Genomic DNA, 21,878 nt, shown 5'->3' on the forward strand with positions numbered 1-21,878 from the left:
CTCTCCATGGCCTGAATGAAGCCTTCCATGCTGCAGAACATTCCCACTCACGTGATAGCCGGGCCATTGGGCGCCGGCAAGACCAGCCTGATCAAGCACCTGCTTGCCCAACGCCCGCCAGGCGAGCGCTGGGCTGTGTTGATCAACGAATTCGGCCAGATCGGTCTGGACGCCGCGCTGCTGAGCCAGGATGACGACGGCATTGCCCTGGGCGAGGTCGCCGGTGGTTGTTTGTGCTGTGTGAACGGTGCGCCGTTCCAGGTAGGCCTGGGCCGTCTGTTACGTAAGGCCCAGCCGCATCGTTTGTTTATCGAACCGTCGGGGCTGGGCCATCCGGCGCAGGTGCTCAAGCAGTTGCGTGAGCCACCTTGGCAGGGCGTGCTGACGGTGCAACCCTGCGTGTTGGTCCTGGATGCCCAGGCTTTGGCGGCGGGCAGACCCCTGCCCGCGGCGCAACAGGAAGCGCTGGCCGGTGCCGGGCTGCTGGTGTTGAACAAGGATGAAGGTCTGGACGCGGCGCAGCGCCAGGCGGTTGAAGCGCGGCTACCCGATTGCCCGCGTTGCTGGACCCACCAGGCGCGTCTGCCATTGGCTCGGCTACCGGGGTTGGATCAGCACGCGGGTGTGGCTGTGGATAACGTTGACCAACCCCAGGGCTTGGCCCAACTGCCGGCGATCTGGCGCGATCCCACCGTGCCGATCTGTTTGAGCCAGGCCCAGGAGGGCAACTGGAGTGTGGGATGGCGTTGGCATCCGAGCCAGCAATTCGACACTCAACGCGTGGCGGCGTGGCTGGCAGATCTCGCCTGGCGGCGCGCCAAGCTGGTTATCCACAGCCGTGACGGTTGGGTCAGCGCCAATGCGTTGGATAACAGCGCGCTTGCGTGGCAGGCCAGTGAATGGCGCCGTGATTCTCGTCTGGAATTGATCTTCAGCACGCCACAGGACGTGGCGGCATTGCAGGCCGGATTGGCGGCCTGCCGTTACTGACGGTTCTTGGTGCTGTGGTCCTGGCGCCACTGGCTCAGCTCAATGATCTCGGCGCTGGGCAAGGGGGTCTTGATCTCGAACGGGTAGGGCGCCAGTTCGATCTGCGCGCTATGGGCGCCGAACTGGGTGATGGTGCCGGGGTGGCGGGTCTCGCCGGTCACGGTGAACTCGAAATTGTAGACCCGCGCCAAGCGCCGCCGCCCATTGGCATCCTTTACAAAACCGATACGCTTGAGCGCCACCGCGCCGTCCAGCAGCTCGACGTCGAGCTTGGCGCAATGCTGCTTGACCCGCTCCAGCGCGCGCTCGCGCAAACCGTGGTTGTGCCACACCCAGGCGGCACCGGTCGCCAGCAGCATCAACACGAACATGTTTCCCAGGGTCAGCATGCGATGAACTCCAACAAAGTGAGAGCAGCTTAACTGCGTCGCCGGTCTGTCGTACAGGCTGCGTTTAGTCGCATACTGCGCGGCCAGAATCCAAATGGCTTTACGGAAACCCCCTGCATGAAACGCACCCCTCATCTGCTTGCGATCCAGTCTCATGTGGTCTTTGGCCACGCCGGAAACAGCGCCGCCGTGTTCCCCATGCAGCGGGTCGGGGTGAACGTCTGGCCGCTCAACACGGTGCAGTTCTCCAACCACACCCAGTATGGACAGTGGACGGGAGAAGTGTTGGCGCCGCAGCAAATTCCTGCGTTGGTGGAAGGCATTGCCGCCATCGGTGAACTGGGTAACTGTGATGCCATTTTGTCCGGTTACCTGGGCAGCGCGGACCAGGGGCGGGCGATTCTCAGCGGCGTGGCGCGCATCAAGGCGATCAACCCCAAGGCTCTTTACCTGTGCGACCCGGTGATGGGGCACCCGGAAAAAGGCTGCATCGTGCCTCAGGAAGTCAGCGATTTTCTGCTCGACGAAGCTGCTGCGATGGCCGACTTCCTGTGCCCCAACCAATTGGAACTGGACAGCTTCGCCGGTCGTAAGCCGCGCTCGCTGTTCGATTGCCTCGCCATGGCCAAGGCGTTGCTGGCGCGTGGGCCCAAGGCCGTATTGGTCAAGCATTTGGATTACCCCGGCAAGCTGCCGGATGGTTTCGAGATGCTGTTGGTGACCGCCGACGCCAGTTGGCACCTGCGCCGGCCGTTGCTGGCCTTCCCTCGTCAGCCGGTAGGGGTGGGCGACCTGACGTCGGGACTGTTCCTGGCGCGTGTGCTGTTGGGTGACAGCTTGCTGGCGGCTTTTGAATTCACCGCCGCCGCGGTGCACGAAGTGCTGCTCGAGACCCAGGCCTGCGCCAGCTATGAACTGGAACTGGTGCGCGCCCAGGACCGCATTGCCCATCCTCGCGTTCGCTTCGAAGCGACACCCATCACTCTGTAAGCACACCGGGCCCACTGTGGGAGCAAGCCCACTCCCACAGGGTGAATGGGTTTACAGCCTCGGACTTACGGCGCGTCGGCCTTGATTTCCTGGTAGCGCTTTTCCAGCTCCTGGCGGATCTGCCGACGTTGCTGGGCCTGCACGAAGCGGCGTTTGCCTTCGCTGTTATGCGGTTGCAACGGCGGGACGGCAGCCGGTTTGCGCTGGTCGTCCACCGCCACCATGGTAAAGAAGCAACTGTTGGTATGCCGCACCGAGCGCTCGCGAATGTTCTCGGTCACCACTTTGATGCCCACTTCCATCGAGGTATTGCCGGTGTAGTTGACCGACGCGAGAAAGGTCACCAGCTCGCCGACATGGATCGGCTCGCGAAAAATCACCTGGTCCACCGACAACGTCACTACATAGCGCCCGGCATAACGGCTCGCGCAGGCGTAGGCCACTTCGTCGAGGTACTTGAGCAAGGTGCCGCCGTGGACATTGCCTGAGAAGTTGGCCATATCAGGGGTCATCAAGACCGTCATCGACAGCTGGGCGTTTCCGGGTTCCATAGCTCACTCACGGGTTATAGGCATTGGTGGGGAAAGCACCTCTGCGGGTGCTGAACTCTTTACTGCGCTAGCCCTAACGGGACGCCGGTGGGCGGCTTGCCGTCACGCGTGGGCCGATCTGTTTCCATATATTGCACCGGCTTTTCGCCGGAAGTCGCGGTGTTAACCTTCAAAAGCCTTTCTAAGGGCATTTCTTACGTTTTAGGTAGATTTTTCCTTCAGCCTTTAAGGGTACGAGCTGAAGTGGGAAAACTGCCGGTACCCTCAAGGAGCCCCTCGCCATGCACGCCATCAGCTTCATTCAGGACTTGGCTGTGATCATGTTGGTGGCAGGGGTGGTGACCGTCCTGTTTCATCGGCTCAAGCAGCCGGTGGTGCTGGGGTATATCGTCGCCGGGTTTATTATTGGCCCGCACACGCCGCCCTTCGGGCTGATCCACGACGAAGACACCATCAAGACCCTGGCCGAGCTGGGGGTGATTTTCCTGATGTTCTGCCTGGGCCTGGAGTTCAGCCTGCGCAAGCTGTTCAAGGTTGGCGCCACGGCGTTTATCGCGGCGTTCCTGGAAATCATCCTGATGATCTGGATCGGCTACGAAATCGGGCGCTGGTTCGACTGGAGCACCATGGACTCGCTGTTCCTCGGCGCGATCCTGGCCATTTCTTCCACAACCATCATCGTCAAGGCTCTTAATGACCTGAAGATGAAAGACCAGCGTTTCGCCCAGCTGATTTTCGGCGTATTGATCGTGGAAGACATCCTCGGGATCGGCATTATCGCGCTGCTGTCGAGCATTGCCGTGAGCGGCACGGTCAGCTCCGGCGAGGTGTTTTCCACGGTCGGCAAGCTCTCGCTGTTCATGATTGTGGCGCTGGTGATCGGCATTCTGCTGGTGCCGCGGCTGTTGGCCTACGTGGCCAGATTTGAAAGCAACGAGATGTTGTTGATTACCGTATTGGGCCTGTGCTTCGGTTTTTGCCTGCTGGTGGTCAAGCTGGAATACAGCATGGTGTTGGGCGCGTTCCTGATCGGAGCGATCATGGCCGAGTCGCGGCAGTTGATTAAGATCGAGCGCCTGATCGAGCCGGTTCGCGACATGTTCAGTGCGATTTTCTTTGTCGCCATCGGCCTGATGATCGACCCCCAGATCCTGCTGCAATACGCCTGGCCGATCGCGGTGATCACGGTGGCCGTGGTGCTGGGCAAAATGCTCTCCTGTGGCCTGGGGGCATTTATCGCAGGCAACGATGGGCGCACTTCGCTGCGGGTGGGGATGGGACTGTCACAGATTGGCGAGTTCTCCTTCATCATTGCCGCGCTTGGGATGACGTTGCAGGTGACCAGTGACTTTCTGTATCCGGTGGCGGTGGCGGTTTCGGCGATTACAACCTTGCTTACGCCCTATCTGATTCGCGGTGCCGATCCGTTGTCATTGAAGATGGCGGCAGTGATGCCTCAGCGCATGAGCCGGGTGTTCGGTCTGTATGGCGAGTGGCTGCGCAGCATTCAGCCTCAGGGAGAGGGTGCGATGCTGGCGGCGATGATCCGCAAGATCGTCCTGCAGGTTGGGGTGAACCTGGCGCTGGTAGTGGCAATCTTCCTGGCCGGCAGCTATTTCGCCGCCCGTATCGGTGGCTATCTGGAGGGTTGGGTCAGCGATCCCAGCTGGCAGAAGGCGTTGATCTGGGGCGGCGCATTGCTGTTGTCGCTGCCGTTCCTGATCGCGGCGTACCGCAAGCTCAAAGCGCTGTCGATGCTGCTGGCGGAGATGAGCGTGACACCGGAAATGGCTGGACGGCATACCCAGCGTGTGCGGCGTGTAATCGCCGAGCTGATTCCGATTCTGTCGCTGCTGGTGATCTTTCTGCTACTGGCCGCGTTGTCGGCCAGTATTCTGCCGACCAACAAGTTGTTGGTGTTGATCGCGGTGGTCACGGCAGCGGTGGCGGCGGTGCTCTGGCGCTGGTTCATCCGCGTGCATACGCGCATGCAGGTCGCGTTGTTGGAGACGCTGGATAACCATAAGGATACGCCGGAGCACTGAAGGGCCTGTGGACTCAGCTTTCCAGCCAGACGTCCCGCGCCCAGTGCCAGACCGATTCCCAGGTTTCTTCCTGGATGAGTTCTTCTTCAGCGGACCACAGCACCACGGTGCCGTCTTCCTCGACGCAGTAGTAGTCGTCGCCGTCCTGGCAGATCGGAATCAAACTGCGATCGACACCGGCATCCCATGCATTGGCGGCCACATCCGGCAGGTAGGTGTGGGATTGTGGGTCGGTGACGGTCACCGGCTCCAGGCTGCCGTAGACCACGTCGCTGACGGTCAGCAGGAACTCGCGGAAGACAAAGGGGATGTCGATGAACAGCTGTTCTTCGATTTCCACCAGCAGGTCTTCGTCAGGCAGTTCCAGCGGAACCGGGACCGGTTCGTTGGCTTCACGCAGTTGTTCGATGATTTCTTCCACGGCCGGGATCCTCTTGCTGATGGCGCGGGTTAATAGGGGCGTTTTATACAGTAGCTCGCTATAAGTGCAACCGTGAAATAGAAAACCCCGGACAGGTCCGGGGTTTCGGTGTTGCTGGCTCAAGCGAGTACGGATCAGCCGTTCTGGCGGATACCGGCGACCAGCCATGGCTGGTTGTCGCCCTGGGCACGTTCCATGTTCCAGCTTTCGCTGAACGCTTCGCCCTGGTCGAAACGCGAGGTTTTCGACACACCGCTGAAGGTCAGGGTGGCGATGGTCTTGTCGGCGCGGTCATCCACACCGTCAAGCTGGACGCGCAGGTCGTCGATGTAGGTCGACTGGAAACCGTCGCCCAGGTCGGCGCGTTCGCGCTTGAGGAACTCCAGCAGTTGCGGGGTCACGAACTCGGCGATCTTGTCCATTTCATTGGCATCCCAGTGTTGCTGCAGGGACTGGAAGTGGCTGCGGGCCGCTTCGATGAAACGTTCTTCGTTGAACCAGGCCGGTGCATTGATCACCGGACGGGCGGCAGGTGCGGCCGAACCACCGAAGATCGAACCCATGGCCGGCTTCTGCTCGAACACTTCACGCTGCATTGGCGCGCCGGCCGGAGCCAGGTGCTCCTGTTGCTTGCGGCGACGAGCGGCGATGAAGCGGAAGATCACGAACGCGATGACCGCCAGGATCAGGATGTCGAAGATCTGCATGCCCTGGAAGCCGCCACCCATAAACATGGAGGCGAGCAGGCCACCGGCGGCGATACCTGCCAGTGGGCCCAACCAGCGCGAAGCGCCGCCGGCCTTGGCCGCAGCGCCAGCCGCACCGGCTGCGCCCGCAGTGGCTGCTGCACCGCCGGCACCGGCGGATGGGGCCATTTGGCTGGTCTGGTGAGTGGGCGCTGCGCCCGAGCTTTTGCCACCACCGAAGCGTTTGGCGTTGGCGTCGAGGCTCATCGTCAGGCCGATGCACAACGCCATGGCGATGCTAAGAAAACGTTTCATAAAGGGAATTCCCATTTGTGGATTGCACGCGCGCCATGTTGCACAGGTGTAATGACAGTGGCTAGCGACATAATGTTTCGGGCTTTTGCGTAGGACGAAATCCGAAGGGTCTGTAGGACTAATTACAGATATCGGCCCACCCACCACAAACCGCGCCTTGCCTGGTCCAGGTCAAATCGCTTCGAGCTTGGCGTAGCCCATCATCAGCCACTTGCTGCCCTCGGCGAAGTTCACCTGCACGCGGGCCTGGGCACCGGCGCCTTCGAAGTTGAGGATCACGCCTTCACCGAAGATCGCATGTTTGACCTGCTGGCCCAGGCTGAACGGCGTTTCCGGAATCTCGGAACCGGCGAACATGTTGCTGGAATTCTGTTGCTGACCACCGCCGAACGGGCGACTGACGCTGTTGGACAAGCGCACTTCCTGAATCAGCCCTTTCGGCACTTCGCGTACGAAGCGCGATACCTTGTTGTAGGTCTCGCTGCCGTAGAGTCGTCGGGTCTCAGCGTAAGTCATCACCAGGTTCTGCATCGCCCGAGTGATACCGACGTAGGCCAGGCGGCGCTCTTCCTCAAGGCGGCCAGGTTCTTCCAGGCTCATCTTGTGCGGGAACAGGCCTTCTTCCATGCCCACCAGGAACACGTAGGGGAATTCCAGGCCCTTGGCGCTGTGCAGGGTCATCAGCTGGATGCTGTCTTCGTGCTCGTCGGCCTGAGTATCGCCGGCTTCCAGCGACGCGTGGCCGAGGAACGCGGCGAGCGGGGTCAGCTCTTCGTCTTCTTCGGTGGTCTCGAAGGCGCGGGCCGCGCTCACCAGTTCCTCAAGGTTTTCCACCCGGGCCTGGCCTTTCTCGCCTTTTTCCGCCTCGTGGTAGGCAATCAGCCCGGATTGTTCGATCACGGTCTGGGTCATCAAGTGCAGGGGCATCTGCTCGCACTTGGCCGCAAGGTTCTCGATCAGTTCGACAAACACGCCCAGCGCCCCGGCCGCTCGACCGGTCAGGCCCTTGTTGGCGATCAGCAGGCGCATGGCCTCCCACATCGACACATCGGCGTGACGCGCGTGCTCGCGGATCGCTTCAACGGTTTTCTCACCGATGCCACGAGCCGGAATATTGATCACCCGTTCCAGCGCCGCATCGTTGCCCCGGCCTTCCAGCAAGCGCAGGTAGGCCATGGCGTTCTTGATTTCCGCGCGTTCGAAGAAGCGCTGGCCGCCATAGATGCGATACGGGATGCGCTCGCGCAACAAGGCTTCTTCCAGTACCCGCGATTGGGCGTTGGAGCGGTACAGGATGGCGATGTCGCTGCGCGCCAGGCCGGTTTTCAGGGCGCTTTCGATGGTTTCCACCACATAGCGCGCCTCGTCGTGTTCGTTGAAGGCGGCGTACAGATTGATCGCTTCGCCTTCGCCGCCGTCGGTCCACAACTCTTTGCCCAGGCGCCCGGTATTGTTGGCGATCAAGGCGTTGGCGGCTTTGAGAATGCCGGCAGTGGAGCGGTAGTTCTGCTCCAGGCGAATCGTCACCGCGTCCGGGAAATCCTCGGAATACTGGTAAATGTTCTCGATTTTCGCGCCGCGCCAGCCGTAGATCGACTGGTCGTCATCGCCCACTACCATCAGGCTGTCGCCGCCCTTGGCCAACAGGCGCAACCAGGCGTATTGCACGGCGTTGGTGTCCTGGAACTCGTCCACCAGGATGTGGCGGAAGCGCTTTTGATAATGGGCCAGCAAGCCTGGGTTATCGCGCCACAGGTCGAGGGCGCGCAACAGCAGTTCGGAGAAGTCGATCACGCCGGCGCGCACGCAGGCCGCTTCGTACGCCTCATAAATGCTGCGCATGGTGGCCAGGAACAAGTCGCCGCTGGCCTGGATATGTTGCGGGCGCAGGCCTTCGTCTTTCTGGCCGTTGATGAACCACTGGGCCTGACGCGCGGGCCAACGCTGTTCGTCCAGGCCCAACTCGCGAATGACGCGCTTGACCAGGCGTTGCTGGTCGTCACTGTCGAGGATCTGGAACGTCTGGCTCAGGCCCGCTTCCTGCCAGTGCGCACGCAACAGGCGGTGTGCCAGGCCGTGGAACGTACCGACCCACATGCCGGCCGGGCTGATACCCATCAGCTGTTCGATGCGGTGGCGCATCTCGGCGGCCGCCTTGTTGGTGAAGGTCACCGACAGGATGGAATGCGGGGACGCGTTTTCGACCTGGATCAACCAGGCGATACGGTGCACCAGCACTCGGGTTTTACCGGAGCCAGCACCGGCCAGGACCAACTGACGGCCAACGGGGGCGGCTACGGCCTGGCGTTGGGCATCGTTGAGGGAATTAAGCAAAAGAGAGAGATCATCGCGCATCGGCGCATTCTATGGCTCCCAGCAGAGTGGGGCAAATGCCAATGCCGGGCGGTCAACGCAAAACGTTCGGCGCACGCCGTGCACGGGTGCGGCGGATGACCGGTAAGTCAGGCAGTGCAGCCCGCGCGGTGTCTCGCTCAAGCCGTCTGGCCCACAGGTTTGCGTGGCGCGGCCGTGAGGTTTTTATGACGTGGAGCAGTTTGGCCGCAGCGCTTGCTTGTGTATGCTCCGTCGACGTTTCGGGCTCACCATTATAAGAACACTGCCTATGACCCTCAGCACCGATCTGCCCGGCCCTTCGGCGATGCCCGCGCAGGTTATCCACAAACAGTACGCCACCGAGCTGGCAGTCGAGCGCACGCGTCTGCTGTATCAGGGCTCGTTGCTGCCGACTCTGCTGATGTTGGTCAACGGGATGGTCTGCGCCTGGTTGCTGTGGACCCCTGCGCAATATTTGCTCGACAGCATCTGGCTGGTCTGGCTGCTGGCGCTGGTGGCACTGCGCGTGATCCAAGTGGCGGCGTTCGATTCGGCCATGCCCAGCCGCCAGGCCCAGCCGGTGTGGCGGCGCATGTTCATGCTCGGTTCGGCGGTCAGTGGCCTGACGTTGGCGACTGCCGCCATCGCCCTGGCGCCGGTCAACAGCTTCATGCAACAGGCCTGGGTGTTTGGGCTGATCGGCGCGGCCACCTTGTCGGCCAGCGTGGCGTATGCCGTGAGTTTTCCCGCATTTCTGTCATTTGCCTTGCCCTGCCTGGTGCCTTCCATCGTCTATCTGTTCTGGAATGGCGAGCCGCAGCAACAAGGTTGGGGGGTGTTGGGCCTGATTCTGCTGGCGTCCTTGAGCCTGGTGGCGTGGCAGGTCAATCGCTTGATCCAGCGCGGGTTATTGCGCCGTTTTCAGAATCAGGCGCTGATCGAGCATCTGCAGCGGGCGCAGCAGCGCAGTGAGCAGTTGAATCACGAGCTGGTGCGTGAAGTCGAGCAACGGCGCCAGGTCGAGCAGGAGCTGCGCGATGTGCAGGTCGGCCTGCAGGATCGCGTGGCGCAACGCAGCCAGGAGCTGGACCTCGCCAGCCAGGCCCTGAATAAAAGCGAAGCCCGCCTGGCCATGGCGCTGCAGGCCAGTGAGTTGGGGTTGTGGGACTGGAACCTGCAAACCGACGAGGTGCACCACACTCAAATCAAAGAGCTGTTCGGCCTGGAGCCTGAATGCGTCACCGCTATGCTCAGCCACCTCAAGCCGCGCCTGCATCCCGACGACTTGCCGCTGCTCAAGCGCGCGCTGGTGGAGCATCTCAAAGGACGCAGCGAGGACTACCAGGTGGAATACCGGGTGCGGCACGGCGACGGTCACTGGGTCTGGATCGAAGACCGTGGCCGCGCGGTTGAACACGGGCGCGGTGGGCGTGTGACCCGTATGCTCGGCACACGCCGCGATATCAGCGCCGGCAAAGCCCTGGAAGAGCAGCAGCGCCTGGCGTCGACCGTCTTCGAGGCTGCCAGCGAAGGCATCGTGATTCTCGATCCGGACTATAAGCTGATTGCGGTCAACCAGGCCTTCAGCCGCGTCACCGGTTTCGAGCGCGACGACATGCTGGGTCGTAATGTCGTGGAGTTGCCCAGCAGCCGCGATGCGCGGCGTCATTTTCCGATGATCCGCCAGGCGCTGCTCAATCATGGCACCTGGCAGGGCGAGCTGGTTGAAACGCGCAAGAATGGCGAACTCTACCCGCAGTGGCTGCAATTGAACGTTGTGCGTGACGTGCGAGGAAATGTCAGCCACATTGTGGGGTTCTTCGCTGATCTGTCGGCGCGGCGCGAGTCCGAAGAGCGTATGCGCTACCTCACCCATTACGATGAGTTGACCGGCCTGGCCAACCGTTCGCTGTTCCGCGAGCGCCTGCGCGAGGCCCATCAGCGCGTGCGCCAGGGGGGCCGCAGCCTGGCGCTGCTGCACATCAACCTGGATCGCTTCAAACTGCTCAATGACAGCCTGGGGCATGAAGTGGCTGACCAGTTGCTGCAGAAGATGGCCCGGCGCTTGATCAATGCACTGCCCGAAGCCGACACCATTGCGCGGTTGTCCGGGGATGAATTTGCGGTGTTGTTCGATGCCTACGGCAGTTTGTCGAGCCTGGCGCGGGTGGCCACGCGATTGCTGGCCAAGCTGCGTGTGCCGGTCACGGTGGACGGGCATGAACTGGTGGTCAGTGCGTCGATGGGTGTCAGCCTGTTGCCGGACAATGCGCGGGAAATTTCCGCGCTGGTCAGTCAATCCAACATGGCCATGCAGCATGCCAAGCACCTGGGCGGCAATAACTTCCAGTTCTATACCGACAGCCTGCAAGCCAGCACGCTGGAGCGCCTGCAGCTGGAAAACCATCTGCGCAAGGCCATCGACGAACACCAGCTCAGCGTGTTCTACCAGCCCAAGTTATGCCTGGCCACCGGCAAGCTTAATGCTGCGGAGGCGCTGATCCGTTGGGAACATCCGCAGTGGGGCATGGTGCCACCCAGCGAATTTATCGGCCTGGCCGAAGAGACCGGCCTGATCGTGCCGCTGGGCGAGTTCGTGTTGCGCCAAGCCTGCCGGCAGGCCTGCGAATGGCAACGCCAGGGGCTGGCGCCGATCCGAGTGTCGGTGAACCTGTCGGTGCATCAATTGCGTCAGGGCAAGCTGGTCAGCCTGGTGCGTCAGGTCTTGGAGGAGACCGGCCTGGACCCGCAATACCTGGAGCTGGAACTGACCGAAAGCCAACTGCTCGACAGCGTCGAACCGATCATCGCGACCTTCCAGCAACTGCGAGACCTGGGGGTGAAGCTGGCGATCGACGATTTCGGCACCGGGTATTCGTCCCTCAGTTATCTCAAGCGTATCCCGGTGGATTACGTGAAGATCGATCAAACATTCATTCGCGGGCTGGGCCAAGGTCGTGAAGACGCGGCCATTACCCGAGCGATCATCGCCATGGCGCACGGGTTGGCGCTCAAGGTGGTGGCCGAAGGTGTGGAAGATCAACAACAGCTGGATTTTCTGCGCGCCGAGCAATGTGACGAGGTGCAGGGCTACCTGATCAGCCGGCCGATGCCAGCCGACGGGCTCGCGGATTTGTTGCGGGGAAATGCGGATTTATCTTAGCGACGCCGACCGCGCCCGTGTGGCTACAAAGTGTGTGCCCTTTGAATCACAGGGCAGCAGGGCGATTTAGTGATGCGTTGGACGGGCAAAACGGCAATTCTTGTAGTATAACTACAAGCTTGCTACATCCCCTGGCCCTGCCAATAACAAGAGTCCTGCCCTTTGAACCTGTTGCAACATATCGCCCAGTCGCGCCACCTGTTACGCAAATCGGAACTCAAGGTTGCCGATCACGTGCTGCTTGACCCTGCGGCCGTGATGCACAGTTCCATGGCCGACCTGGCCCACAGCGTGGGCATCAGCGAGCCGACCATCGTGCGTTTTTGCCGTGCCATCGGTTGCTCCGGGTTCCAGGATCTGAAACTCAAGCTGGCCCAGAGCCTGGCCGCCGGCGCCAGTTTTGGCCAGTTCGCGATCCACGAAGACGATTCCGTCGCCGACTACAGCCTCAAAATTTTCGACACCACCTTGCACACCCTGATGGAAGTGCGCGAAAAGCTTGATCCGGTGGAACTGCAGAAAGCCGTGACAGCCATGTCCCAGGCTCAGCGTGTGGAATTCTACGGCTTCGGCGCCTCCGGTGCGGTAGCGGCCGATGCCCAGCACAAATTCTTCCGTCTGCTGCTCACGGCGGCGGCCTACAGCGATCCGCATATGCAAGCGATGTCGGCCGTGACCTTGAAGCCAACCGACGTGGCGATCTGCATTTCCCAGTCGGGCCGCTCCAAGGACTTGCTGATCACCGCCAACCTGGTGCGTGAAAGTGGCGCGTCGTTGATCACCCTGTGCCCGAGCCAGACGCCATTGGCGGAGTTGTCCACGGTCAACCTGGCTATCGACGTGCACGAAGACACCGAGATCTACACCCCGTTGACCTCGCGGATCGCCCATCTGGTGGTGATCGATGTGCTGGCGATGGGCGTAGCCATGGCCCGTGGCCCGAGCCTGGTCAATCACCTCAAGAGCGTGAAGCGCAGCTTGCGCAGCCTGCGTCTGTCACCCAAGTCCGTCAAAGCCCTCGACGACTGAACACTGTACATACATCCCAGTGTGGGAGGGGCAAGCTTCCTCCCACATTGGGATGCTCCTGTATGTCCAGAATCTTCATCAGGCTGTCATCGCCCCGTCATCCCTCGCGCCCATTCTGAGCTCCCCGCACTTGCATTGGGAGACTCCAAATGGCACGTCCCTACGAAGACAGCAACAGCGCCGTAAAGACCCGTCGTCAGCAGGAAGACCAGCGCCGCATGGCGTTCCGTCGCGCAATCGAAGACCGTTGTGAGGAGCGCCAGTTGCTCCAGAGCATCAGTGACTATCCGGAGCTTCATTGGCAGGCACCCGCGGCCGCCCAGCGAAGCGCTCAGCCAGGGCGCTGATCTGCTGTCGTTCGCTGCGGATAAAGCCCAGAAACGCATGGGCCACCGGTGACAGGCGCTTGGCCTTGGCCTGCACCAGGCACCAGCTGCGCAACAGCGGCAGTTCTTCCACCGGCAGCTCCTTGAGCCCGCCGGTGGCCAGTTCCAGGTTCAAGGCGTGGCGCGTCAACAGGGCGATGCCCAGGCCGGCCGCGACGCATTCACGCTGGGCTTCGGCCGACGCCACTTCCACCGTCTGGGTGAAGTGCACGCGTTTTTCCTTGAAATACTCTTCGCACGCCAGCCGCGTACCCGAACCGGGTTCGCGCAGCAGCAACGTGTAGGGCTCCAGGTCCTGCAGGCGCAGCGGCCCTTGCAGGCTCAACGGATGGTCCGGCAGCGCCACCGCGACGATGGGGTTGTTGAGGAAGGGCAGGAACTCCAGGCCCATGTCCTGAGGCACCATGGACATGATCACCAGGTCGTCCCGGTTGTCCGAGAGGCGGCGGATCACCTGGGCGCGGTTGACCACGGTCAATTGCAGTTGCACCTCCGGGTGCTGGCGCTTGAAGGCGGCGAACAGGTGCGGCACGAAGTACTTGGCGCTGGACTCCACCGCCAGCTTCAACTGGCCTTGCAGCGAGCCTTGCATGTCCGACAGCTGCATATCGAGATTTTCCAGGCGCCCGAAGATATCGCGACTGGCCCGTTGCAGGGCTTCGGCGGCCTCGGTCATGTAGAGTTTTTTGCCGACATACTCGAACAGCGGCTGGCCGATCAGCTCTTCGAGCTGGCGGATTTGCAGGCTGACCGCCGGTTGCGTGAGTGACATTTCCTCGGCCGCGCGGCTGTAAGAGCGCAAATCGCACACCTCGTGGAATATCTGCAGCTGACGTAATGTCAGTCGCATCAATGACTTGCGCATAATTTTGTCTCCACCTCCGAGGCCGTCCGGCCAACTATAAGTCTTTACTTATGCACGACCCAATAATTATTGATTTTTGTTAATCCCTTGCGCAGCTTAGTGTGTGTCTCGCGACTGGCCTGAAACATTTGGTCACGCGCCGACCCGGCTCCAGCGGGTCGAAGAACGCAGCAATCGGCTCAAGGGAATTTCCAAGTGATAAAAAAGATCCTGATCGCCAACCGCGGTGAAATTGCCGTCCGCATCGTGCGTGCGTGCGCCGAGATGGGTATCCGTTCGGTCGCGGTCTATTCCGATGCCGACCGCCACGCGTTGCACGTCAAACGGGCCGACGAAGCCCACAGCATCGGCGCCGAGCCCCTGGCCGGCTATCTCAACCCGCGCAAGCTGGTGAACCTGGCGGTGGAAACCGGTTGCGATGCGCTGCACCCCGGCTACGGCTTCCTGTCGGAAAATGCCGAATTGGCGGACATCTGCGCCGAACGTGGGATCAAGTTCATCGGTCCCGCCGCTGAAGTGATCCGCCGCATGGGCGACAAGACCGAAGCGCGCCGCAGCATGATCAAAGCCGGCGTGCCGGTCACCCCCGGCACCGAAGGCAACGTGGCCGACATCCACGAAGCGCTCACCGAAGGCGACCGCATCGGTTACCCGGTGATGCTCAAGGCCACGTCCGGTGGCGGCGGTCGCGGTATCCGCCGCTGCAACAGCCGCGAAGAACTCGAACAAGCCTTCCCGCGCGTGATCTCCGAAGCCACCAAGGCCTTTGGTTCGGCGGAAGTGTTTCTGGAAAAATGCATCGTCAACCCCAAACACATCGAGGCGCAGATCCTCGGTGACAGCTTTGGCAACGTAGTGCATTTGTTCGAGCGCGATTGCTCGATTCAGCGTCGCAACCAAAAGCTGATCGAGATTGCCCCCAGCCCACAGCTGACCCCCGAACAGCGCGCTTACATCGGCGACCTGTCGGTGCGCGCGGCCAAGGCCGTGGGCTACGAGAATGCCGGCACCGTGGAGTTCCTGCTCGCCGAGGGCGAGGTGTACTTCATGGAGATGAACACCCGGGTGCAGGTGGAACACACCATCACCGAAGAAATCACCGGGATCGACATCGTCCGTGAGCAGATCCGCATCGCCTCGGGCCTGCCGCTGTCGGTGAAGCAGGAAGACATCCAGCACCGTGGCTTTGCGTTGCAGTTTCGCATCAACGCCGAAGACCCGAAGAACAACTTCCTCCCAAGCTTCGGCAAGATCACCCGTTACTACGCACCCGGCGGCCCCGGCGTGCGCACCGACACGGCGATCTACACCGGTTACACGATCCCGCCGTTCTACGACTCCATGTGCTTGAAACTGGTGGTCTGGGCGTTGACCTGGGAAGAAGCCATGGACCGCGGCCTGCGTGCCCTGGACGACATGCGCCTGCAAGGCGTGAAGACCACCGCCGCCTACTACCAGGAAATCCTGCGCAACCCGGAATTCCGCAGCGGCCAGTTCAACACCAGTTTTGTGGAAAGCCACCCTGAGCTGACCAACTACTCGATCAAGCGCAAACCCGAAGAGCTGGCCCTTGCCATCGCCGCCGCCATCGCCGCGCATGCGGGTTTATGAATAAACAGCGGCAAGTTGCAAGCGGCAAGCTGCAAGTAAAGGCAGAGTGGCTTTTTCTTGCAGCTTGTAGCTTGAAACTTGCCGCTATGAGGAGATACCAATGACTAAAAAGATCTTCGTTACCGACACCATCCTGCGCGACGCTCACCAATCGTTGCTCGCCACCCGCATGCGCACCGACGACATGCTGCCGATCTGCGACAAGCTCGACAAAGTCGGCTACTGGTCCCTGGAAGTCTGGGGCGGCGCGACCTTCGACGCCTGCGTGCGCTTCCTCAAGGAAGACCCGTGGGAGCGCCTGCGTAAACTGCGCGCCGCGTTGCCCAACACCCGTCTGCAAATGCTGCTGCGCGGCCAGAACCTGCTGGGCTACCGCCACTACAGCGATGACGTGGTCAAAGCGTTCGTGGCCAAGGCCGCAGTGAATGGCATCGATGTGTTCCGCATTTTCGATGCGATGAACGACGTGCGTAACCTGCGCGTGGCCATCGAAGCAGTAAAAGCCGCCGGCAAGCATGCCCAGGGCACCATCGCTTACACCACCAGCCCGGTGCACACCATCGACGCATTTGTGGCCCAGGCCAAGCAAATGGAGTCCATGGGCTGCGATTCGATCGCGATCAAGGACATGGCCGGCCTGCTGACGCCGTACGCCACCGGTGAACTGGTCAAGGCGCTGAAAGCAGAGCAAGGCCTGCCGGTTTTCATCCACTCCCACGACACCGCCGGCCTGGCCGCGATGTGCCAACTCAAGGCCATCGAAAACGGTGCCGACCATATCGACACCGCGATCTCCAGCTTTGCCTGGGGCACCAGCCACCCAGGTACCGAGTCGATGGTCGCCGCGCTCAAAGGCAGCGAATTCGACACTGGCCTCGACCTGGAGCTGCTGCAGGAAATCGGTCTGTACTTCTACGCTGTGCGCAAGAAGTACCACCAGTTCGAAAGTGAATTCACCGCCGTCGATACTCGCGTGCAGGTCAATCAGGTACCGGGCGGGATGATTTCCAACCTGGCCAACCAGCTCAAGGAGCAGGGCGCGCTCAATCGCATGGGCGAAGTGCTGGCGGAAATCCCGCGCGTGCGGGAAGACCTCGGCTTCCCGCCACTGGTCACCCCGACCTCGCAGATCGTCGGCACCCAGGCGTTCTTCAACGTGCTGGCCGGTGAGCGCTACAAGACCATCACCAACGAAGTGAAACTCTACCTGCAGGGCGGCTATGGCAAGGCGCCGGGCGTGGTGAATGAAAAGCTGCGGCGTCAGGCCATCGGCAGCGAGGACGTTATCGATGTACGCCCGGCCGACCTGCTCAAGCCGGAAATGACCAAGCTGCGCGGTGAAATCGGAACATTGGCCAAATCCGAAGAGGACGTACTGACCTACGCGATGTTCCCGGACATCGGGCGCAAGTTCCTCGAGGAGCGCGACGCAGGCACCCTGGCCCCTGAAGTGCTGTTGCCGATTCCCGAGGCGGGCAGCGTAGCCCGCGCCGGTGGCGAAGGCGTGCCGACCGAATTCGTCATCGACGTGCACGGCGAAAGCTACCGGGTCGACATCACCGGCGTCGGCGTGAAGGCCGAAGGCAAGCGCCACTTCTACCTGTCCATCGACGGCATGCCCGAAGAAGTGGTGTTCGAGCCGCTCAACGAATTCGTCAGCAGTGGCGGCAGCCAGCGCAAGCACGCAACAGCGCCGGGCCATGTGAGCACCGCGATGCCGGGCAATATCGTCGACGTGCTGGTCAAGGAAGGCGATGTGGTCAAGGCCGGTCAGGCCGTACTGATCACCGAAGCCATGAAGATGGAGACCGAGGTGCAGGCCGCGATTGCCGGCAAAGTGACCGCCGTGCATGTGGCCAAGGGCGACCGGGTCAACCCTGGCGAGATCCTGATCGAAATCGAAGGCTGATCCAGCCTTCGACACAACCGTTTAATCCTCGGGGGAGCAGGTGCTCCCCTTTTTTTTGCATTGGATTCAGCGATTTAGAACGCCATCGTCCATTGCCCCGCCAGTCCCTGGTTGCGGCTGTGGCTGCCACGTTCGGCGGTATAGGTCAGGCCCACACTGTGTTCAGCCGACAGCGCCACGTCCAGGCCGGTGCGCACGGCCAGGCTGTCTCGCGCCAGTGAGGTACCGCTGATGGAGAACTCGCTGTTGACGTGTTCAGGTTCTCTCCAGGCCGAGGATTGTTTCACGCGGCTTTCGACGTTGCCGTACAGGTGCGTCCAACTGGCGCTCAAATGCGGCTTGAGGGCCATCTGGTTATCCAGCCTGAAGTCTCGGGCCAGGCGCAGGCCGAAGGTGGTGTTGAGGTTTTGCTGGGTCTGCGCCCGCACATCCAGCGCGCTGTAGCCGCCCTTTTCGCGAAAGCCCTGGCGGTGATAGCGCTGCAGACCCAGTCCGGCAAAGGGTTCGGCGCGCAGGTCAGCGATGACCAGCGGATAACCCAGTTCGGCGAATACATTCTGACTCTGAGCTTTGTAGTGGCCGGTGAGGCGTTCGCGATAATTGATGAAGTCGACATCCACGTAGCGTTTGTTCTGCCCCGCGTGACTGCTGTACAGCGCGCCCAGGCGCAGCGCGAACGGGCCGTCCTGGCGTGCCGCATAGGTGCCCAGGTGCCAACTGTCCAGGTCACCCTTGAAGCGTTTGGCACTCAGGTCACTGTCGGATTTGCCGCCCACCACGCCGATCCGCCAGGCGTTGGCCAACGACCAGTCGGCGCCCAGCAACAGCCCTTGGCTGCGCCGTTTGAGGCCGGCGCTGCCGTGCTGTGCGTCGAGTTTGCCGCCGCTGCCCACGCCTTGCACCCACACACGGCTTGCTTCTTCAGAGGTGTCCAATTGACGAATCGCCGCGAGCAGGCTGGCGTTCAATTGTTTCATGCTGGCCTGGGTGGCCGTGCCCAGGTTGGCGTTCTGGCTGCCCGCCAATTGTTCAAGCAATGCGCCGACGCGGCCCGGCTCCAGACCCGCCAGGTAATGCACGTATTGCCGCAGTTGGTGTTTGTCCCAATAGTCGAGCTGGTCCGAAGCCAGCAGTTGGCTGACCGCGGAGTCCAGCATACGGGCGACGTTCAGGCCATTACGGCTGGTGGCGCGGTTGGCGAAGCTGGCGTCCCGAGGCTTGACAATGACCAGCCCTGAATGACCTGCCGCTCCGTTGCCGCTGAGCGGTTGCAACCACTCGCTGTCCGGCTCCATGTCGCCGCGAGTGTGTGCGTATGAAGCCCCGATTGTGCCCAGCGCCAGGATGATGGCGACTGCCAATTGCTTGTGTATGAACGGCATGCAAACCCACCTCGTGATGTATGAGGCGGGGAATTTAGCGAGGTGACAGAGGGATAACTGTCAGGCCGGGTGCTGCGGGTTTGCGGGAGATGTCTCTAGTGCGTTGCGATAAAACAATTCGTTAAATCTGCACAACATTGAGTGCACGCTTGAATCAGGCGCGATCGACGCTCCTTCACCCCCGCCCCGCATAGCCCTTGCCGTAGTGCCGCTCCATGCGTGCCTGGATCAGCTCCAGTCCCAAGGACAATACCCAGTAGATGATCGCGGCGGTGGTGAGCATTTCGATGTAGCGGTAGCTCGAACGGCCGTAGGACTGCGCCAGGAACATCACCTCCCAAACGCCCATCACCGAAATCAGTGACGAGTCCTTGAGCATCGAGATGAACTGGTTGGTGGCCGGCGGGATGATGGTGCGCATGGCCTGGGGCAGGGTGACATGCCAGAAGATCTCCCGGTCGCGCATGCCCAGGGCCAGGGCGGCCTCCCGCTGGCCCTGGGGCACACCGAGGATGCCGGCGCGGAAGATCTCGCTGAGGTAGGCGCCATAGTTCAGCGACAGCGCAATGATGCCGGCGACGATTGCGCCCGGCACCACGCCCAGTTGCGGCAGGCCGAGGTAGATCAGCAGTATCTGGATCAGCAGCGGCGTGCCGCGAAAAAACGACGCATAGAAACTGGCGATGCCAAATGCCACGGCGCTTTTCGACAAGCGTGCGAGGGCGGTGACAAAGCCCAGCACCGACGATGCCGCCATCGAGCACAGACACAGGAACAGCGTCAGCGCCGCGCCTTGCAGGAAACCGTTGGGCGCCAGGTGCACGCCGATCAGGTTGGGCAGCTTGTCGAGGATGATCGAGAACTTCAGGTCAAAGCTCAGGAAGAAGCTGGCGAACAGGGCGAACAACGCCGCCCAGGTCAGGTACAGGCGTGCGCGAAAGCCGAGCAGCGCGCGCGCGGGTTTTGGCAGATGACTCATTGGCTGATGTCGGCACCGATCCATTTTTTCGACAGCGTGCTCAACGTGCCGTCCTGTTTCAACTGCGCAAAGACGTCACGCACTTTGCTGTCCCACTGCGGGTCGCCTTTTTCGATGGCCACCGAGTTGGGCTCGGCGTACAGCGGCTCGCCGGCCAGCTTGAAGCGCTTGTCCTGGTCCAGGCGCGGCTGGGCGGTGACCAGGTTGGTGAGGATCGCATCCAGGCGCACGCCGGCACCCAGGCCGAGGTCCTGGAACGCTACGTTGTCGGTGTCGTATGGAGCGATCTGGACGTCCTCGAACGGGTACTGCAACTGCGTGTCTTCGGCGCCTTCGATCAGCAGATTTTTATTCAGGTAGCTTTCATAGCTGGAGGCGCTGGTCAGGCCGACTTTCTTGCCGCTCAGGTCCTTGGCGCCGTGGATGCGGTCGTCCTTGGCGTTGACCACAATGACCGCAGGGGACGCGTAGTACTCCACCGGGAAGTCGAACACCTCGGCGCGGGCCTTGCTGGGGGTCATGGAACAGATGCAAATGTCATAGCGTCCGCTCCAGCGGCCGGCGGCGATCACATCCCAGGACGGCGTTTCCAGACGCAGCTTAACGCCCAGTTTCTGTGCCACAGCCTTGGCCACGTCGACGTCGAAGCCGTCGAGCTGGTTCTGATCGTTGAGAAAAGAGAACGGTGGGTAGCTTTCCATCAGCACGCCCACCAGTTCTTTTTTCTGTTCGATGCGGTCCAGGGTGGCGCCGCCAAAGGCTTGGGTTGAAGCAGCCAGCATCGTCAGGCCCAAGGCCCATAGCGGTTTGAATTTCAAAATGAACACCTGAATAAAAAAGAGGTTGTTATTAACCGAATGGTACGCATTAAATAGTTATAAGAACGACTCTCATAGTGAGTTATTTTCATAAGCATATGAGTAAAAGCTATATGGGCGCTGAAATCACAGTAATTCTCGACGGCGGCATGGGCCGTGAACTGCAACGCCGTGGCGCGCCTTTCCGGCAGCCGGAGTGGTCGGCACTGGCCCTGAGCGAAGCCCCGCAGGCGGTGGAGGCGGTGCATGCGGCCTATATCGACAGCGGCGCCGACGTCATTACCAGCAACAGTTATGCGGTGGTGCCGTTTCACATCGGTGAAGCGCGTTTTGCTGCCGAGGGCCAGGCCCTGGCGGCGCTGGCGGGGGAGTTGGCGCGCCGAGCAGTAGAGGCTTCGGGCAAACCCGTGCGGGTGGCCGGTTCGTTGCCGCCGTTATTCGGCTCCTACCGGCCCGACCTGTTCGAGCCGGCGCGGGTGTCCGAGCTGCTGACGCCCCTGGTGCAGGGCCTGGCGCCCCATGTCGACCTGTGGCTGGCGGAAACCCAGAGCTCCATCGCTGAGGCGCGAGCGATCCACGCTGGTTTGCCGAAGGACGGCAAGCCGTTCTGGCTGTCGTTTACCTTGAAAGACGAAGACACCGATGAAGTGCCGCGCCTGCGTTCCGGCGAGCCGGTGGCGGACGCCGCCGAAGCGGCGGCGCAATGGGGTGTACAGGTGCTGCTGTTCAACTGCAGCCAGCCTGAAGTGATTGGCGCGGCGATCGATGCGGCTCGCCAGACCTTCGAACGCCTGGGCGTGCAGATCCAGATCGGCGCCTATGCCAATGCCTTCCCGCCGCAACCCAAGGAAGCCACGGCCAACGACGGCCTGGACCCGCTGCGCGACGACCTCGACCCGCCGGGCTACCTGCAGTGGGCGGCCGACTGGCAAGCGCGTGGCGCCAGCCATCTGGGCGGCTGCTGCGGGATCGGGCCGGAGCATATTGCGGTGCTGGCGCAGAAGCTGAACTGACG

General features: G+C 61.6%; 18 protein-coding genes. 9 read left to right on the forward strand and 9 right to left on the reverse strand.

Annotated elements, in window-relative coordinates:
- Positions 1–27 precede the first annotated feature (27 nt).
- On the forward strand, positions 28–990 hold the full coding sequence (locus tag OSC50_RS24860; protein ID WP_266245161.1) for a CobW family GTP-binding protein: 963 nt from the start codon (positions 28–30) through the stop codon (positions 988–990).
- Here the strand turns inward: OSC50_RS24860 and OSC50_RS24865 are convergent.
- Complete coding sequence (locus OSC50_RS24865; RefSeq protein ID WP_181077619.1) at positions 984–1,379, reverse strand: DUF3301 domain-containing protein; 396 nt, start codon at positions 1,377–1,379, stop codon at positions 984–986. The two genes, OSC50_RS24860 and OSC50_RS24865, sit on opposite strands and share 7 nt — an antisense overlap.
- 117 nt (positions 1,380–1,496) lie before the next feature.
- Here OSC50_RS24865 and pdxY point away from each other — a divergent pair, with 117 nt between their 5' ends.
- Complete coding sequence (pdxY, locus tag OSC50_RS24870) at positions 1,497–2,369, forward strand: pyridoxal kinase PdxY (protein WP_181077620.1); 873 nt, start codon at positions 1,497–1,499, stop codon at positions 2,367–2,369.
- Between the two features lie 65 nt (positions 2,370–2,434).
- Here the strand turns inward: pdxY and OSC50_RS24875 are convergent, their stop codons facing one another.
- Positions 2,435–2,920, reverse strand: coding sequence for an acyl-CoA thioesterase (locus OSC50_RS24875; protein WP_181077622.1), 486 nt, complete (start codon positions 2,918–2,920; stop codon positions 2,435–2,437).
- Positions 2,921–3,201: 281 nt separating this feature from the next.
- Here OSC50_RS24875 and OSC50_RS24880 point away from each other — a divergent pair, with 281 nt between their 5' ends.
- Positions 3,202–4,965, forward strand: coding sequence for a cation:proton antiporter (locus OSC50_RS24880; RefSeq protein WP_181077624.1), 1,764 nt, complete (start codon positions 3,202–3,204; stop codon positions 4,963–4,965).
- 13 nt (positions 4,966–4,978) lie between these two features.
- On the opposite strand, the gene OSC50_RS24885 is transcribed toward OSC50_RS24880, so the two are convergent.
- From OSC50_RS24885 to uvrD, 3 genes are all read right to left on the reverse strand, one after another.
- A complete protein-coding gene (locus tag OSC50_RS24885; protein ID WP_181077625.1) occupies positions 4,979–5,386 on the reverse strand; it encodes an SMI1/KNR4 family protein in 408 nt (135 codons plus the stop codon).
- Positions 5,387–5,520: 134 nt separating this feature from the next.
- Entirely contained in the window at positions 5,521–6,387 is an 867-nt protein-coding gene (locus OSC50_RS24890; protein WP_034101550.1) for a Tim44 domain-containing protein, read from the reverse strand.
- 171 nt (positions 6,388–6,558) lie between these two features.
- Positions 6,559–8,742, reverse strand: coding sequence for a DNA helicase II (gene uvrD / locus OSC50_RS24895; RefSeq protein ID WP_181077627.1), 2,184 nt, complete (start codon positions 8,740–8,742; stop codon positions 6,559–6,561).
- Positions 8,743–9,010: 268 nt separating this feature from the next.
- On the opposite strand from uvrD, the gene OSC50_RS24900 reads away from it, so the two are divergent.
- From OSC50_RS24900 to OSC50_RS24910, 3 genes are all read left to right on the forward strand, one after another.
- The gene (locus tag OSC50_RS24900; protein ID WP_181077628.1) at positions 9,011–11,884 is read left to right on the forward strand and encodes an EAL domain-containing protein; all 2,874 of its coding nucleotides are present in this window, start codon (positions 9,011–9,013) and stop codon (positions 11,882–11,884) included.
- A 162-nt stretch (positions 11,885–12,046) separates the two neighbouring features.
- Positions 12,047–12,913 carry a transcriptional regulator HexR gene (hexR, locus tag OSC50_RS24905; RefSeq protein ID WP_003177007.1) on the forward strand — a complete coding sequence of 289 codons (867 nt, stop codon included), beginning with the start codon at positions 12,047–12,049 and terminating at the stop codon, positions 12,911–12,913.
- Between the two features lie 149 nt (positions 12,914–13,062).
- Complete coding sequence (locus OSC50_RS24910) at positions 13,063–13,260, forward strand: PA3496 family putative envelope integrity protein (protein WP_253509817.1); 198 nt, start codon at positions 13,063–13,065, stop codon at positions 13,258–13,260.
- Here the strand turns inward: OSC50_RS24910 and OSC50_RS24915 are convergent.
- Positions 13,190–14,164 carry a LysR family transcriptional regulator gene (locus tag OSC50_RS24915; RefSeq protein ID WP_181077630.1) on the reverse strand — a complete coding sequence of 325 codons (975 nt, stop codon included), beginning with the start codon at positions 14,162–14,164 and terminating at the stop codon, positions 13,190–13,192. The two genes, OSC50_RS24910 and OSC50_RS24915, sit on opposite strands and share 71 nt — an antisense overlap.
- Before the next feature lie 195 nt (positions 14,165–14,359).
- Here OSC50_RS24915 and OSC50_RS24920 point away from each other — a divergent pair, with 195 nt between their 5' ends.
- Positions 14,360–15,775: an acetyl-CoA carboxylase biotin carboxylase subunit gene (locus OSC50_RS24920; RefSeq protein ID WP_034101546.1), complete on the forward strand. Its 1,416-nt coding sequence runs from the start codon at positions 14,360–14,362 to the stop codon at positions 15,773–15,775.
- A 100-nt stretch (positions 15,776–15,875) separates the two neighbouring features.
- Positions 15,876–17,684 carry a sodium-extruding oxaloacetate decarboxylase subunit alpha gene (gene oadA, locus OSC50_RS24925; RefSeq protein WP_181077632.1) on the forward strand — a complete coding sequence of 603 codons (1,809 nt, stop codon included), beginning with the start codon at positions 15,876–15,878 and terminating at the stop codon, positions 17,682–17,684.
- A 74-nt stretch (positions 17,685–17,758) separates the two neighbouring features.
- Here the strand turns inward: oadA and OSC50_RS24930 are convergent, their stop codons facing one another.
- From OSC50_RS24930 to OSC50_RS24940, 3 genes are all read right to left on the reverse strand, one after another.
- Positions 17,759–19,066 (reverse strand): autotransporter outer membrane beta-barrel domain-containing protein, encoded by a 1,308-nt coding sequence (locus OSC50_RS24930; protein WP_253509815.1) that lies wholly within the window; start codon positions 19,064–19,066, stop codon positions 17,759–17,761.
- 175 nt (positions 19,067–19,241) lie between these two features.
- On the reverse strand, positions 19,242–20,045 hold the full coding sequence (locus OSC50_RS24935; protein WP_181076185.1) for an amino acid ABC transporter permease: 804 nt from the start codon (positions 20,043–20,045) through the stop codon (positions 19,242–19,244).
- Positions 20,042–20,863: an ABC transporter substrate-binding protein gene (locus tag OSC50_RS24940; protein ID WP_181076187.1), complete on the reverse strand. Its 822-nt coding sequence runs from the start codon at positions 20,861–20,863 to the stop codon at positions 20,042–20,044. The genes OSC50_RS24935 and OSC50_RS24940 overlap by 4 nt, the downstream gene beginning before the upstream one ends.
- Positions 20,864–20,976: 113 nt before the next feature.
- Here OSC50_RS24940 and OSC50_RS24945 point away from each other — a divergent pair, with 113 nt between their 5' ends.
- Positions 20,977–21,876, forward strand: coding sequence for a homocysteine S-methyltransferase family protein (locus OSC50_RS24945; RefSeq protein WP_253509813.1), 900 nt, complete (start codon positions 20,977–20,979; stop codon positions 21,874–21,876).
- Positions 21,877–21,878 lie beyond the last annotated feature (2 nt).

This window comes from Pseudomonas quebecensis (assembly GCF_026410085.1).
Taxonomy (GTDB): Bacteria; Pseudomonadota; Gammaproteobacteria; order Pseudomonadales; family Pseudomonadaceae; genus Aquipseudomonas; species Aquipseudomonas quebecensis.